The sequence below is a fragment of the Aquimarina mytili genome (assembly GCF_016735115.1).
Lineage (GTDB): Bacteria > Bacteroidota > Bacteroidia > Flavobacteriales > Flavobacteriaceae > Aquimarina > Aquimarina mytili.
This window is the reverse complement of record NZ_JAERQJ010000008.1, coordinates 69,003-82,153: the sequence shown is the minus strand read 5'-3', so window position 1 is coordinate 82,153 and position 13,151 is coordinate 69,003. Positions and strand designations below refer to the sequence as shown.

Annotated in this window: 13 protein-coding genes; 12 read left to right on the top strand and 1 reads right to left on the bottom strand. The window is 33.3% G+C overall.

All coding sequences use genetic code 11. From position 1 onward, the window contains the following. The first annotated feature begins 9 nt into the window (after positions 1–9). The 5 genes from JJQ60_RS17325 to JJQ60_RS17305 are packed head-to-tail and all read left to right on the top strand — an operon-like array spanning position 10 to position 2,015. Positions 10–402 (top strand): hypothetical protein, encoded by a 393-nt coding sequence (locus JJQ60_RS17325; protein WP_201923274.1) that lies wholly within the window; start codon positions 10–12, stop codon positions 400–402. Beyond that, positions 324–920 carry a CHAP domain-containing protein gene (locus tag JJQ60_RS17320; RefSeq protein ID WP_201923272.1) on the top strand — a complete coding sequence of 199 codons (597 nt, stop codon included), beginning with the start codon at positions 324–326 and terminating at the stop codon, positions 918–920. Before JJQ60_RS17325 ends, JJQ60_RS17320 begins: the two co-directional genes overlap by 79 nt. A 17-nt stretch (positions 921–937) precedes the next feature. After that, positions 938–1,597 carry a hypothetical protein gene (locus JJQ60_RS17315; RefSeq protein ID WP_201923270.1) on the top strand — a complete coding sequence of 220 codons (660 nt, stop codon included), beginning with the start codon at positions 938–940 and terminating at the stop codon, positions 1,595–1,597. A 3-nt stretch (positions 1,598–1,600) separates the two neighbouring features. Continuing rightward, entirely contained in the window at positions 1,601–1,798 is a 198-nt protein-coding gene (locus tag JJQ60_RS17310) for a hypothetical protein (protein ID WP_201923268.1), read from the top strand. Next, on the top strand, positions 1,785–2,015 hold the full coding sequence (locus JJQ60_RS17305; protein ID WP_201923266.1) for a DUF4248 domain-containing protein: 231 nt from the start codon (positions 1,785–1,787) through the stop codon (positions 2,013–2,015). Before JJQ60_RS17310 ends, JJQ60_RS17305 begins: the two co-directional genes overlap by 14 nt. A gap of 3 nt (positions 2,016–2,018) precedes the next feature. Here the strand turns inward: JJQ60_RS17305 and JJQ60_RS17300 are convergent, their stop codons facing one another. Further along, positions 2,019–2,303 (bottom strand): hypothetical protein, encoded by a 285-nt coding sequence (locus JJQ60_RS17300; RefSeq protein WP_201923264.1) that lies wholly within the window; start codon positions 2,301–2,303, stop codon positions 2,019–2,021. A gap of 105 nt (positions 2,304–2,408) precedes the next feature. Between JJQ60_RS17300 and JJQ60_RS17295 the strand changes: the two genes are divergently transcribed. The 7 genes from JJQ60_RS17295 to JJQ60_RS17265 all read left to right on the top strand — a co-directional run bounded on the left by JJQ60_RS17295 (position 2,409) and on the right by JJQ60_RS17265 (position 12,797). Continuing rightward, positions 2,409–3,311, top strand: a complete 903-nt coding sequence (locus tag JJQ60_RS17295; RefSeq protein ID WP_201923262.1) for a DNA adenine methylase — start codon at positions 2,409–2,411, stop codon at positions 3,309–3,311. A gap of 65 nt (positions 3,312–3,376) precedes the next feature. Further along, the gene (locus JJQ60_RS17290) at positions 3,377–4,564 is read left to right on the top strand and encodes an antirestriction protein (protein WP_201923260.1); all 1,188 of its coding nucleotides are present in this window, start codon (positions 3,377–3,379) and stop codon (positions 4,562–4,564) included. A 747-nt stretch (positions 4,565–5,311) separates the two neighbouring features. Continuing rightward, positions 5,312–8,266, top strand: a complete 2,955-nt coding sequence (locus tag JJQ60_RS17285) for a type I restriction endonuclease subunit R (protein ID WP_201923258.1) — start codon at positions 5,312–5,314, stop codon at positions 8,264–8,266. Further along, positions 8,259–9,473 carry a restriction endonuclease subunit S gene (locus JJQ60_RS17280; protein WP_201923256.1) on the top strand — a complete coding sequence of 405 codons (1,215 nt, stop codon included), beginning with the start codon at positions 8,259–8,261 and terminating at the stop codon, positions 9,471–9,473. The genes JJQ60_RS17285 and JJQ60_RS17280 overlap by 8 nt, the downstream gene beginning before the upstream one ends. Continuing rightward, positions 9,470–10,615, top strand: coding sequence for an AAA family ATPase (locus JJQ60_RS17275; protein ID WP_201923254.1), 1,146 nt, complete (start codon positions 9,470–9,472; stop codon positions 10,613–10,615). Before JJQ60_RS17280 ends, JJQ60_RS17275 begins: the two co-directional genes overlap by 4 nt. After that, on the top strand, positions 10,612–12,258 hold the full coding sequence (locus JJQ60_RS17270) for a type I restriction-modification system subunit M (protein WP_201923252.1): 1,647 nt from the start codon (positions 10,612–10,614) through the stop codon (positions 12,256–12,258). The genes JJQ60_RS17275 and JJQ60_RS17270 overlap by 4 nt, the downstream gene beginning before the upstream one ends. 47 nt (positions 12,259–12,305) lie before the next feature. Continuing rightward, positions 12,306–12,797, top strand: a complete 492-nt coding sequence (locus JJQ60_RS17265) for a hypothetical protein (RefSeq protein WP_201923251.1) — start codon at positions 12,306–12,308, stop codon at positions 12,795–12,797. The last annotated feature ends 354 nt before the right edge of the window (positions 12,798–13,151 follow it).

Here is a 13,151-nt window from a genome sequence, read left to right as displayed (position 1 = left end):
TAAAAAATAATGAAGACAATAACCGAATGGATTAAAAAGACGCTTAACAAACTAAATCCACTGTGTGGATACTTTGTTATATGGAGAGAATTATCTTCATTGGCAGTAGGCCTTATTCTTTGGATTCATAGTGCGGTATTCCTGCGCTGGATCGATCCAACAGCAGGAATGTATGATGCAGGGGTATTCCAGGTCTATCTCTTTGCCATCATTGGGATCTTTATACTTCATGGGATTGTTCGTATCCTTATGAAACTTATCTGGCCCACTTCAGAACAGTATCTGGACCAATATTTTCGAGAAGACTTTAAAACCATAACCCCATGGCAAAAACTAAAACTATCCACCTCTATATTCTTTGCGTTTTTATTTGCAGTAGCCTTTTTAGCCAGGACACTGTAGATTCCTTAATCTCTAATAAGGAAACTTTAGAAGAAATGGAGCTAAGAAAATGTGTCAAAGAATTGTATGATTCCCAAGTGGGAGTGCGTGAAACTGGTGGAGATAATCAAGGAGCCCATGTAGCGATGTATTTGGCCAGCGTTGGGCTTGATCCGGGCTATGCGTGGTGTGCAGCTTTTGTAAGCTGGTGTTACCAAAACGCTGGGGTCAATGCCCCGGTAAGCGGCTGGGTTCCCAGCTATGCTTTAATGAGTAATCGTATTTATGAGCGAGGAAAATTTCTAAAGAAAAAGCCACAAACGGGCGATGTTTTTATGATCTGGTATCCTAACCTTAATCGACCGGCACATATTGGTTTTGTCGATCAATGGGGGGCGACATGGATTACCACTGTAGAAGGGAATACCAATACCAATGGATCACGGGAAGGTGATGGGGTATATAGAAAACGTCGATTAAAAAAACAGGTATGGGCAGTATCCAACTTCGTCGGGTCGGTAGGACCGACGACCAATTAAATAAGAATATTTTAATAATGCTTGCCAAGAGTTTACAAATATTACAAAGCAAAGGGTACGAAATTTACAGACAACCTTATAGGTTGAATATTGTTGGGTATAGAAGTCGTTTTGTTCGAAGTAATCAATTTGATGATGAGATTCATGTATTCTATACCAATGATCAGGGAAAATGGGTCTACCATATCTTTAAAGCTACTACGGATCCAGGACAGTATTGGTTAGAAAATCCAATACATCCACAAGGGACGGCATTTTTAAAGAAAGGCCAATATAAAGATGCCTATAGTGTAGGTCTGCATAGAGGAGTCTACCCTGCACTGATACAAAAAGCTCCGGTAACCATTATAAGGGATTATCAGCGCAGAGGATTGTTTAAATGGTTTGAGTCTGGAATTACAGATACCGGAAAGTTTGGAATTAATATTCATAGAGCAAGAAAACAAGGGATCACCAAAGTGATTGATGACTTTTCAGCAGGCTGTCTGGTATTTGCCAATGCTGAAGACTTTAATCGTTTTATGAATATGGCTAAGGAACATCGTCATCGTTACGGGAATTCTTACACGATAACTCTAGTGGATTTTAGGGATGAGCGTCGAAGACGATTTCGTTATATAGCCTGGGGAGTATTAGCCACTACAGGTGGGTTATTGTTACTGAATCGAATGAATTAGAACATGAAGCTATCGAAAAATACAAAAAAAGCAGGATTAGCATTAATAGGGAGTATGTTAGGGTTTATCGTTGCCAAAAAATACTCCCCAAAAGAAACTTATCCTTTTATTTTGATCGGTGGATTTATTGGAAACTGTCTCGGAGAAGAATTGATTAATGAAGAAACGTTTAAAAGAACTAATGATCATGAAGGAAACTAGATTACAACCTATTTATTTTGAAGGAGAACAACCGGTTAAGATTAAAGCCTATTACAAATATGAGTTGGCAGCATTATACAATATTTGCACTAAAACCTTCTCTTCCTGGATTCATATTTACCTTGAGGAATTAGAACAGTTTGGATATAAAAAAAGAACTAAGCTTCTTAGACCTGAAGTCGTACGTTTTTTGTTTGAGCGGCTGGGGGAGCCATAACTATTAATAATTATCTAAATAGCCTTGATGAAACAAATACATTAGGATACCAATAATTAATACTAATATTAAATGTGGAGTCAGCGTAGTTCCTCCAACTTTGCCTAATTTGGCTTCTGTTTCTCGTTCTGAAAGATTCGCGTTTATTACTCTTGAGATTTTTCTATCCGCTTCCAGTTGGTAGAACTTATTACCGAAAAGTCCTAAAACAGAAGCCCATATAACGCGGGAAATAATGTCTAACAAATTGTACGTTTGATCAGAGATTAAATAATTTTCGTAAAGCATCTCTTCAATAAAGGCTTGCAAATATAGAAAGTATTAATTCTTAAGATCATTAAGAACCAATCCGAAACGAATATTTAGAAATCCAATATCATTGTCTAAAAAACAATGATTATCTCACCTTTAAACGGTCTGGGAAAAACAACCAAAACACCAATTACATATTATGGAGGTAAGCAAGCATTAACTAAGCTTATTCTTTCTTTAATTCCCAAGCATAATTTGTATTGCGAACCTTTTGTTGGTGGTGGAGCAGTATTCTTTGCAAAGGAGCCTAGTGCTGTAGAAGTGATTAATGACCTCAATGGTAATGTGGTCAACTTTTACCAGGTATGTAAACAAGATTTTCCGAAACTTAATAAGTTAATCCAGGCCACACCCCATAGTCGAAAATTACATAAGGAAGCTGCAGAGATTCTTAGAAGGGATAAGGAAAAGGATAAAATAAAAAGAGCCTGGGCATTTTGGGTACAAACCAATATGAGTTTTTCTGCAAGAATATTTGGTGGCTATGCTTACGAGAGACAATCTAATGGAATTTCAAAAACAATTTTTAATAAAAAGCAGACATTTACCAAAGAGATATGTAATCGTCTGGATCTTGTCGATATAGAATGTAATGATGCTCTGAAGGTTATTGAGAGCCGCGACACTCCAGAAAGTTTCTTTTATATCGATCCACCCTATTTTAATTCTGATATGGGGCATTATAAAGGATATTCGGAACACGACTTTAAAGAACTATTGGAGGTTATAAGTAAAATCAAGGGAAAGTTTTTATTGAGCAGCTATCCCTCAGATATACTTGAGAAGTATAGAACGAAAAACAAATGGTTTCAACATTCTGTAGAAAAAAGGATAGCAGTAACGAAACAAACGAAAAAGAAGAAAACTGAAGTACTTACAGCAAATTATGATATCCAAAAAACAGTATCAAATCTATATGGTATTCCGGATTTAGAAAGAATTAGGATAAGATCAAGAGCCTTAAAACTACGTTTACAAAATTAGTTCTCATCCAGAACGAAACAGAACGATCCCGAAACCGGGAAAGCTACAGGTATTAGTATTGTTTTATGAAAAAACAAGCCATTTCATTTGAGAATTATAATCAAGAGATTATTCATATAAATGTTACACAACTCCCTAAAATTTTACAAGAAGGTCATCAATTTTTTATGGATGCCAGGGACTTTTATCAAAGTGAACCTATTATAAAAGAAACTATAGATATTTATCTAAAGAAACTGAATGCTCATCTACCTGAAGGGGTTGATATGGATACTTTACATGGGATTTCAGTAATCGAAATTGATTTTATAAAACGATTTCTGGATATGCATAGAACTATTCAAACCAGAGATGATTTGAAACGCTACATTTTTGATCTACAGAAAGCAATTTCTAAAAAAGAGATTAGTAGGGACTCACCGGTAGCAGATCATTTGATGCAAATTCAGGATAGATTGATTTTACAGCATAATAAGCTAATTCTAAAAGAAGAAATTAAAATTGTAATTAATAGAAAATGGCTAAGGCAGCTTAGAAAGATTGTTAAAACTTTATCCGGATTAAATGGCGTGAATTTAAAATTAGATATACGTCCTGTAGAAACAACATCATTATTTTCTCCTATGAATGAGCAATCTCAGGGAACCAATAAAAATACCTTTAGGCTTAATGGGGCTTTGGGAGAACTATTAGGTGACCTGGAGAAGTTTGAACTAGCAATAACTGTCGAAGGAGACCAAGGAGGCGGAAAAACAAGGTTTACCTACCAACTAGCAGATGCATTTGCGGAGATTGGGCATAAGATTGCTATTTTTTCTTTAGAAATAGGTAGTAGATCTGACCTGATTACTAGAATGAAAAAAGAGTACCTCCAACCGGAAAATCAACACCAGATTTTTATAGCAGACCAGTTACCTGAAGGATATAAAACGATTCAAGATGCTACCAAAAGTTTTGATGTAATCATTATTGATAGTTGGAACAAAACTGGGTTACCCTCGCAAGATTTTGATAAGCTCCGAAAAGAGAATCCCGATACCATTTTCATTGTGATTTTTCAACGTACTACTCAAAAGACAATCAGAGGAGGAACAGCTCCACTTTTTGATGCCGGTATTAATATCGAAGTGGTAAGAGCCGATGATTCCTTCAGAAATAACTATTCAGTTACTTCTAAAAACCGCTATGGGATTACAGGAATCAAATACAATATATTCAGTAAAGAAATTATGGGTGCTGTAGAGATAGCTTAAGAATCAATATTTGAAACGCAAGTGTAGAAATATGATGAATATCTTGGTGCCTTAGCAAAATTAAAAATAGATGTCATTATTAAACGTACCATAGTAGGTTTAACAATCAAGTCTGCCTGTAGTGAATAATTGGCTATAAAACAGTGAATACGTCTTAGAGATAAGCCTGTTTGAGCAGAATAGCTAGCTTCTCAAAAGGTTACTGACTGTACTTTTCATAAAGTGCTTATAAAAAGTGCTATTAGCTTTATGCGAGCCAAATTTACTTTTCCTTGAAATTGAGTGTGCGGAACAGTAGTTAATTCACTATTTTTATTGATAACATTGGTTTTCTTCATTAGAATAATAGATCGAATTATTATTATAACATGCTCAAAATTAATGCTTTACTGTAGCGTTTACAGAATTGAAACACTAATAATCAATGAGTTATTTTTTTCATCTGCTAAGGCAAAAGATAATATTCTGTAGCTCAAGTAGAATTTAAAAAAGTAAAAAGTTTTTATTAACTAAATAATGGATATGAAATTTATGTTCATCAATTCAGCTATGATATAAATCAGCGTTTTTTGTATTATTTTACGAAATATTAAATTTAATAAATATCTTGGCAAAACAAAATCAGAGAATAGAACTGAAGGGAAAGTTGTTGTTATAAAAAACTCTAACACTTTTATCACTATCGAGTTCTTGGTTGAGTAAAAACTACTGAAAATCAAATCTTAAGATCTATTGAGCTAATATTAAATGACTAAAGAACAACAAATAGAAGATGAATTAATCAGTAGATTAACTGATTTAAAATACACCTATCGTCCTGATATAAGAGACATAAATGCTCTAGAGCAAAATTTTCGAGCAAAATTTGAAGCTCTTAATAGAGTAAACTTAACAGATTCCGAATTTGATAAATTAAGAGAAGAAATTGTAAACCCTGATGTTTTCACTTCAGCTAACTATCTGCGAAAAACAAATACTTTTAATCGCGAAGATGGAACACCGTTACACTATACACTGGTAAACATCAAAGATTGGTGTAGAAATGACTTTGAAGTCATCAACCAACTTCGCATAAACACAATAAATAGCAATCATCGATATGATGTTATTATCCTTATTAATGGCGTTCCTGTTGTTCAAATAGAACTAAAAACCTTAGAAGTAAGTCCTAATAAGGCAATGCAACAAATTGTGGACTATAAAAATGACGCAGGAAACGGATATACCAACTCGTTAATGTGTTTTATGCAACTATTTATAGTCAGCAATAAATCGAAAACATTCTATTTTGCCAATAACAATAATGAGCACTTCGCTTTTAATGCAGATGAACAGTTTTTACCGGTGTATACATTAGCTAGTGAGGACAACAAAAAAATCAATCATTTAGACGACTTTACCGACAAGTTCTTGACCAAATGTACACTTGGCCAAATGATTAGTCGCTATATGGTTTTGGTTGCGAGTGAGCAAAAAATATTAGTGATGCGGCCTTATCAAATCTATGCGGTAAAAGCTATTGTAGATTGCATACACCAAAATAGAGGAAACGGATATATCTGGCACACCACAGGAAGTGGAAAAACATTAACTTCTTTTAAAGCATCTACGCTGTTAAAAGACAATCCTGATATCGAGAAATGCTTATTTGTTGTTGACAGAAAAGACCTTGACCGACAAACACGTCAAGAGTTCAATAAATTCCAAGAAGGTAGTGTTGAAGAAAACACGAATACTGCAACTTTGGTCAATCGTATGTTATCTACAGATTATGCAGATAAAGTTATTGTAACGACCATTCAAAAACTGGGTTTAGCATTAGATTCAAAAAACACTAAAAACTACAAAGAACGTCTAGAACCTCTAGCAGATAAACGTGTTATTTTCATTTTTGATGAATGTCATCGCTCACAGTTTGGAGAAAACCATAAAGCGATAAAAGACTTCTTTCCAAAAGCTCAACTTTTTGGATTTACTGGAACACCTATTTTTGAAGAAAACGCTACTTATAAAACCATTGAAGGACAACAAGCATCATATAAAACAACCGAAGACGTTTTTCAACAAGAATTGCATTCTTACACGATTACAAATGCGATAGAAGATAGAAATGTATTGCGTTTTCATATCGACTATTTTAAACCTGATGGCGTTGTTACTACAGGAAGTGATTTGCATAAACTAGCAGTTGTAAATGCTATAATCAACAAACACGACAAAGCAACACATCACAGACGTTTTAATAGTGTTTTGGCAACAGCTTCCATAAATGATGCGATTCAGTATTACGCACTATTTAAGGGCCTACAAACTGAGGAAATTAAAAAAAATGAAGAGTATCGCCCTTTAAATATTGCTTGCGTTTTTTCGCCACCAGCAGAAGGAGATAAAGACATTCAACAAATACAAGAAGATTTACCACAAGAAAAAGCGGATAACGAAGTAGAACCGAATAAAAAGAAAGAAGCGTTAACCAAGATTATTGAAGACTATAATTATCAATATGGTACAAATCACAGAATAAATGAGTTTGACGGGTATTATCAAGATGTTCAGCAACGCATAAAGTTTCAAAAATACCCATACAAAGATGTACCTCACAAAGACAAAATTGATGTGATGATCGTAGTAGATATGTTGTTGACTGGTTTCGATTCTAAATACCTAAACACATTATACGTAGATAAAAATTTAAAATATCACGGTTTAATTCAAGCCTTTTCTCGTACAAATCGTGTTATCAACGACACCAAACCTTATGGTAATATTTTAGATTTTAGACAACAGGAAGAAGCGGTTGATAAAGCAATGGTGCTTTTTTCTGGAGCTAATGTAGATAACCCGAAAGAAATTTGGGTGGTAGATGCCGCACCAAAAGTAATTGTAAAATACCAAGAAGCAGTTGCAAATCTAAAAGGCTTTATGGAGTCTAATGGTCTAGAATGCACACCATCTGAAGTGAGTAATCTAAAAGGAGATGAAGCGCGTGCACAGTTCATAAATACCTTTAAAGAAGTACAACGTTTAAAAACGCAACTAGACCAATATACAGACTTAGAAGACACACAAGCAGAATCCATTGAAGCATTATTGCCAACAGATGATTTCCGTTCTTTTAAAAGTAATTATTTAGATACCGCAAAACTTTTACGCGACATACAAAACAAGCCAGATGCACCAAAAGAAGTACAGCAATTAGATTTTGAGTTTGTACTGTTCTCTTCTGCAATTATAGATTATGATTACATTATCGGTTTAATAGCCAAATACACGCAAGACAAACCATCTAAACAAAAGATGACGCGTGTGCAGTTGATTAATCTATTAAGCTCTAGTGCCAACTTAATAGACGAGCGAGAAGATATTATTGCCTACATAAAAACCTTAGAAGTTGGTACAGGCTTAACTGAAAGCGACATACGTAAAGGTTATCAAACCTTTAAAGACGAAAAAGTAGAAAAAGAGTTAATAGACATAGCTATAAAACACGGATTGGAAATTGATAGTCTAAAAGCGTTTATAGATGAAATTATGAACCGAATGCTATTTGATGGCGAAAAACTCACAGATTTATTAGCACCATTAGAATTAGGATGGAAAGACCGTAGAGTGAAAGAATTGGCATTAATGGAAGACTTAGTGCCTCTATTAAATAAACTAGCCCAAGGGCGTGAAATAGCAGGATTGAATGCTTATGAATAACGAAAAACAGAAATTAGTTCCTGCATTTCGTTTTCCAGAATTCGAAAACGATAGGGAATGGAAAGCACTAACAATAGAGGATATTGCAAATGTAAATACTGGAGGTAAGGATACGCAAGACAAAATTAATAATGGAAAGTATCCATTTTTTGTTCGATCTCAAACAATTGAAAAAATAAATTCATTTTCTTTTGATGGAGAAGCTATACTAACATCAGGAGATGGCGTTGGTGTTGGAAAAATATATCATTACATAATAGGAAAATTTGATTATCACCAAAGAGTATATTGTTTATTTAATTTCAAAAATCAAGTATCTGGTAAATTTGTCTATTATTACTTTTCAGAGCATTTCTATCGTAGAGTTATGCAACTAAGTGCAAAAAATTCTGTTGATTCGGTAAGAAGAGCAATGATTACAGAAATGCCAATATATTTACCTAGCTTTTCTGAACAACAAAAAATAGTCAACTGCCTTTCTTCATTAGATGCTATATTAAAAGTAGAAATTGAAAAATTAGACCATTTAAAAGACCACAAAAAAGGATTATTACAACAGCTATTTCCTATCGAAGGTAAATCTAAGCCACAATTTCGTTTTCCGGAGTTTAAAAATGATAGAGACTGGGAAGTTTCAACTTTAAATAAAATTTCATCCTCAATTTTTGATGGAACTCACCAAACCCCAAAATATACTAAGAAAGGTATTCCTTTTTTTAGTGTCGAAAATCTTATAAGCGGTCGTAAGAACAAATATATATCAAGAGAGGATTATTTATATGAAACTCGTAACAATAAACCTGAATTTGGAGATGTCCTAATTACAAGAATAGGCAATATTGGAACACCAAAAGTTGTTGATTGGGAATACGAATTCAGCATTTACGTAACTCTAGCAGTTGTAAAAAAATCAGAGAAATTTGACTCTTATTATCTACAAGCTTATATCCAATCAAGCAGGTTTCAAAATGAAATACTAAGAAGGTCATTGTTGAAAGCTGCACCTTGTAAAATTAATATGGATGAACTAAGAAAATGTGAAGTATTGTTGCCTTCAAACAAAAAAGAGCAACAAAAAATAGCGAATTGTATTTCAACAGCAGATGAATTAATAGAATCACAAATCCATAAAATTAAAGCTTTAAAAAAACATAAAAAAGGTCTGATGCAACAGTTATTTCCAAATGTAAATAGTTTAGTAATATGAGTACGATAACCAACTTTAATACACTTACAGAGGTTGCTACTCATTTTCGCAAAGACCTCATAGGAGATAATCGTCCCGAAAAAAGATTGATACTTTTCTTTGCTCATAATGGTACTGGAAAAACAAGGTTGTCAATGGAGTTTAAAGAAATGGGTAAAACAGCTAACCCACCAAGAGACACACTATACTTCAACGCGTTTACAGAAGACCTTTTTGTATGGAATAATGACCTTGATAATGACAGAGATAGAGTTTTAACTTTTAATAAAGATTCTGCTTTTTTTGATGGATTACAGGAATTAGAAATGGAAACCAAAATTGGCTCACTTTTTCAGAATTATGTCAACCTGAGTTTTATAATTGATTATGATAATTATACCGTTGTTTTTTCTCGTAGTATCATAAATGAGGAAGGAAATGAAGAAACGATTGAGAACATTAAAATATCAAGAGGAGAAGAAAACCTATTTATTTGGTGCTTTTTTATTGCCATTTGTGAGGTAGCTATTGACCAAGTAAATAGCGAAGAAGATACAGGAGCTTACAATTGGGTAAAGTATATTTACATAGACGACCCAATTTCCTCACTTGATGAAAATAAAGCTGTTGCTGTGGCTTGCGATTTGGGTAATCTAATTAAAAGAGAGGATAATAAAATAAAAACAGTAGTATCAACACATCATAGTCTTTTCTTTAATGTAATGTTTAATGAACTAAGAAGAAAAGTAAAAAACAAAAGCTACTATTTGCATATTAAAGATTCTGAAAGTTATACACTTCAAGACACAGGAGATGTACCATTTTTTCATCATATCGCAATAATAAGTCAACTTAAACAAGTTGTTGCATCAGACAATATTTATACTCATCATTTTAATACATTAAGAAGTGTTTTGGAAAAAACCGCAAGTTTTTTCGGTTATGACAAGATTGACAAATGTATTTACGGATTAGATGACGAAGTGCTTTTTGAGCGAGCATTAAATCTATTTAGTCACGGAAAGTATTCAATATTTGACCCAAGAGAAATGGGAGCAGATAACAAAGATTTATTTAAAAGAATATTCAATGGATTTTTAGAGAAATATGAATTTTATTTACCTGAAATCTTTAACGAAGAAATTGAAACTGTACAAGAATGACAGCACAACAAAAACAAGAAGAATTAGGCAAAACCCTTTGGAAAATAGCCAATGAGCTTAGAGGAGCTATGAATGCGGATGATTTCCGTGACTATATGCTATCATTTCTCTTTTTACGTTATTTATCAGATAATTATGAGGCTTCTGTAAAAAAAGAATTAGGTCCTGATTATCCAACATTAGAGGAAAACGATAAACGTACACCACTTTCTATTTGGTATAAAGAAAATCCAGAATTCGTAATTGAGTTCGAGAAACAAATGCGCAGAAAAGTGCATTATGTCATTGAGCCAAATTATTTGTGGAGTAGTATTTCAGAACTTGCAAGAAGACAGCACGAAGATTTATTAAAAACACTTCAAAAAGGGTTTAAATACATAGAAAATGAATCTTTTGAAAGTGCTTTTAAAGGTTTGTTCTCAGAGATTAACCTAGATTCAGAAAAACTAGGAAAGAACTATGAAGCTAGAAATGAAAAGCTTTGTAAGATTATTACAAAAATCGCAGAAGGAATACAAGATTTTGATACAGATAGCGATACACTTGGAGATGCTTACGAATATCTAATTGGTCAATTTGCAGCAGGTTCAGGTAAAAAAGCAGGAGAGTTTTATACACCACAGCAATTATCTACTATTCTATCTGAAATAGTGACTTTAGATAGTCAAAATCCAAAAGCAGGTAAAAAGAAAAAAATTAATAAAGTACTCGATTTTGCTTGTGGTTCTGGCTCGTTGCTTTTAAACGTAAAGAACAAAATAGAAAACCAACCTGGTGGGGGGACTATAAATAGAATTTACGGACAAGAGAAAAATATAACTACCTACAACTTGGCTAGAATGAATATGCTTCTTCACGGAGTTAAAGATTCTGAATTTGAAATATTTCACGGTGATACTTTAAAAAACGACTGGGATATTTTAAACGAAATGAATCCAGCAAAGAAGTACGAGTTTGATGCCATTGTAGCCAATCCGCCTTTTAGTTTGCGTTGGGATGCATCGGAAACTATGAGCGAAGATTTTCGATTTAAAAATTATGGGTTGGCACCAAAATCAGCGGCAGATTTTGCATTTTTATTACACGGTTTTCATTTTTTAAGTGAAGAAGGAACAATGGCCATAATTTTACCTCACGGAGTTTTATTTAGAGGTGGTGCAGAATCTCGCATAAGAGAAAAACTGCTAAAAGACAATCATATTGACACCATAATTGGACTTCCATCAAACCTGTTTTTCTCAACAGGAATTCCTGTTTGTATATTGGTGTTGAAGAAATGTAAAAGAGAAGATGATGTATTATTTATAAATGCCAGTGAACATTACAAGAAAGAGAAACGTCAAAATATCTTACGTGATGGAGAAGGAACCGAAGAAGACCCAAATGATATTCTGAAAATAGTAGAAACCTACCAAAATCGTCCTGATAAAGTAGAACGATATGCTCGGAGAGTATCAATGAAAGAAATTGAAAAAAATGATTTCAATCTAAATATTTCGCGTTACATAAGTACAGCTAAACCAGAAGAAAAAATAGACCTGGAAAAGGTTAATGTTCAATTGAAAGACATCGAAAAAAGAGTGACAAAAGCCAGAGATAAACATAATGAATTTCTCAAAGGATTAGGTCTACCTTCTATTTAAGATCGTAATTTCTCTTAAAAAATAAAAGTTCAATTAAGCAATAATTGATGAACATTGAAAAAATATTAGAAAGTCCATGGTATACAATAAAAATGGATTTGGAAAGAATAAAAGATATTTTGAAAGAGGTTCCAAGAAAGCCAGGGCTTTATAATATATTAACTTCAACCCCAAAAGAAGTTTTGGAAGAAATTCATTTACGAAAAGATCCTAAACATTATAATATTTCGAATAAAATAAAAAACACAAACAAACTTCCAGAAAACTTAAGGATTAGACAAAAAGAAAACGATGAATATGTTGTATATAGTGGGCACTCGTATTGTCTAAGACAGAGAGCATCTGAGCATTTTAAAGGATCTAAGGGCACAGCCTGTTTAGCGATTTATCAATTAGAAGAATTAAAGGATTATGAATGGACTTTTCAATATTTAGATCTATCCAAGATACATAATTATGAAGACAGTAAATTGTTCAGGGTTTGTTTAGAACAATTCTATAGGACCAAAATAGGTTGGCCTATTTTATGTGACCAATAGCTCTATTATGAAAATGGAATAATCCGATTACTTATCGTCCTGAATTTAAGCCCAACACTTATTATTAAAATATTTATCGTGGTCAAAAACAAATGAGATAATGACAATAATCTTAAAAATAAATACAATTTTCAACTATGTCTGGCTACTAAAGATGAAATAGCAGCTCTTGTTGAATTTTTAGCCAAGAAAAATTGGCAAGATAGTCTTAAACACAAAAAACCATCGAGATCTAAGAAGGCTAAACTAGAGGTAGAAAATTTTATTAAAAAAGAACAACTTATTATCCGTGACTTGATGGGAAAGTAAGTATTTCTGTAGCATTATAAAAAGTTCGAGGTTTCAATTTTTGTC

Excerpts from the sequence above, each read along its gene's own strand:
- JJQ60_RS17315 (WP_201923270.1), top strand. The coding sequence starts at position 938 with ATGCTTGCCAAGAGTTTACAAATATTACAAAGCAAAGGGTACGAAATT.
- JJQ60_RS17325 (WP_201923274.1), top strand. The coding sequence starts at position 10 with ATGAAGACAATAACCGAATGGATTAAAAAGACGCTTAACAAACTAAAT.
- JJQ60_RS17310 (WP_201923268.1), top strand. The coding sequence starts at position 1,601 with ATGAAGCTATCGAAAAATACAAAAAAAGCAGGATTAGCATTAATAGGG.
- JJQ60_RS17265 (WP_201923251.1), top strand. The coding sequence starts at position 12,306 with ATGAACATTGAAAAAATATTAGAAAGTCCATGGTATACAATAAAAATG.
- JJQ60_RS17280 (WP_201923256.1), top strand. The coding sequence starts at position 8,259 with ATGAATAACGAAAAACAGAAATTAGTTCCTGCATTTCGTTTTCCAGAA.
- JJQ60_RS17295 (WP_201923262.1), top strand. The coding sequence starts at position 2,409 with ATGATTATCTCACCTTTAAACGGTCTGGGAAAAACAACCAAAACACCA.
- JJQ60_RS17275 (WP_201923254.1), top strand. The coding sequence starts at position 9,470 with ATGAGTACGATAACCAACTTTAATACACTTACAGAGGTTGCTACTCAT.
- JJQ60_RS17320 (WP_201923272.1), top strand. The coding sequence starts at position 324 with ATGGCAAAAACTAAAACTATCCACCTCTATATTCTTTGCGTTTTTATT.
- JJQ60_RS17305 (WP_201923266.1), top strand. The coding sequence starts at position 1,785 with ATGAAGGAAACTAGATTACAACCTATTTATTTTGAAGGAGAACAACCG.
- JJQ60_RS17270 (WP_201923252.1), top strand. The coding sequence starts at position 10,612 with ATGACAGCACAACAAAAACAAGAAGAATTAGGCAAAACCCTTTGGAAA.
- JJQ60_RS17285 (WP_201923258.1), top strand. The coding sequence starts at position 5,312 with ATGACTAAAGAACAACAAATAGAAGATGAATTAATCAGTAGATTAACT.
- JJQ60_RS17300 (WP_201923264.1), bottom strand. The coding sequence starts at position 2,303 with ATGCTTTACGAAAATTATTTAATCTCTGATCAAACGTACAATTTGTTA.
- JJQ60_RS17290 (WP_201923260.1), top strand. The coding sequence starts at position 3,377 with ATGAAAAAACAAGCCATTTCATTTGAGAATTATAATCAAGAGATTATT.